At 41.3% G+C, this 242-nt stretch carries 1 protein-coding gene; it reads right to left on the bottom strand.

What is annotated here, in order from left to right; genetic code table 11:
* Positions 1-242 (bottom strand): hypothetical protein (locus tag EOC06_RS40655; protein ID WP_206631468.1); only part of this gene is annotated, 242 nt, incomplete at both ends.

The following is a 242-nucleotide window of genomic DNA, read 5'->3' as shown; positions in this document are numbered from 1 at the left end:
TGATATGCTCTTTTGCAGCAATTTCAGCTATTGTCAACTGCTGGATGGAAAAATAGCTGACCCACTTTGCTTCTTTTGCAGTAAGTGTACTGCACAATGTTTGAATATAGTGCTCATCTAGAGTCAGCATGTGACTTCCAGCCGTTTCCCAAAATGCCTCCTCAGGGTATACAGTCTGCTGTTCCTCTTTAGAACGGCGTTTCAGTTCATCGAGAAATCTTCCTCTCATATACATATACAAA

This window comes from Mesorhizobium sp. M7A.F.Ca.MR.362.00.0.0, from assembly GCF_004023175.1.
Classification (GTDB): Bacteria; Pseudomonadota; Alphaproteobacteria; order Rhizobiales; family Rhizobiaceae; genus Mesorhizobium.
This window is presented reverse-complemented; position numbering and strand designations above follow the sequence as displayed.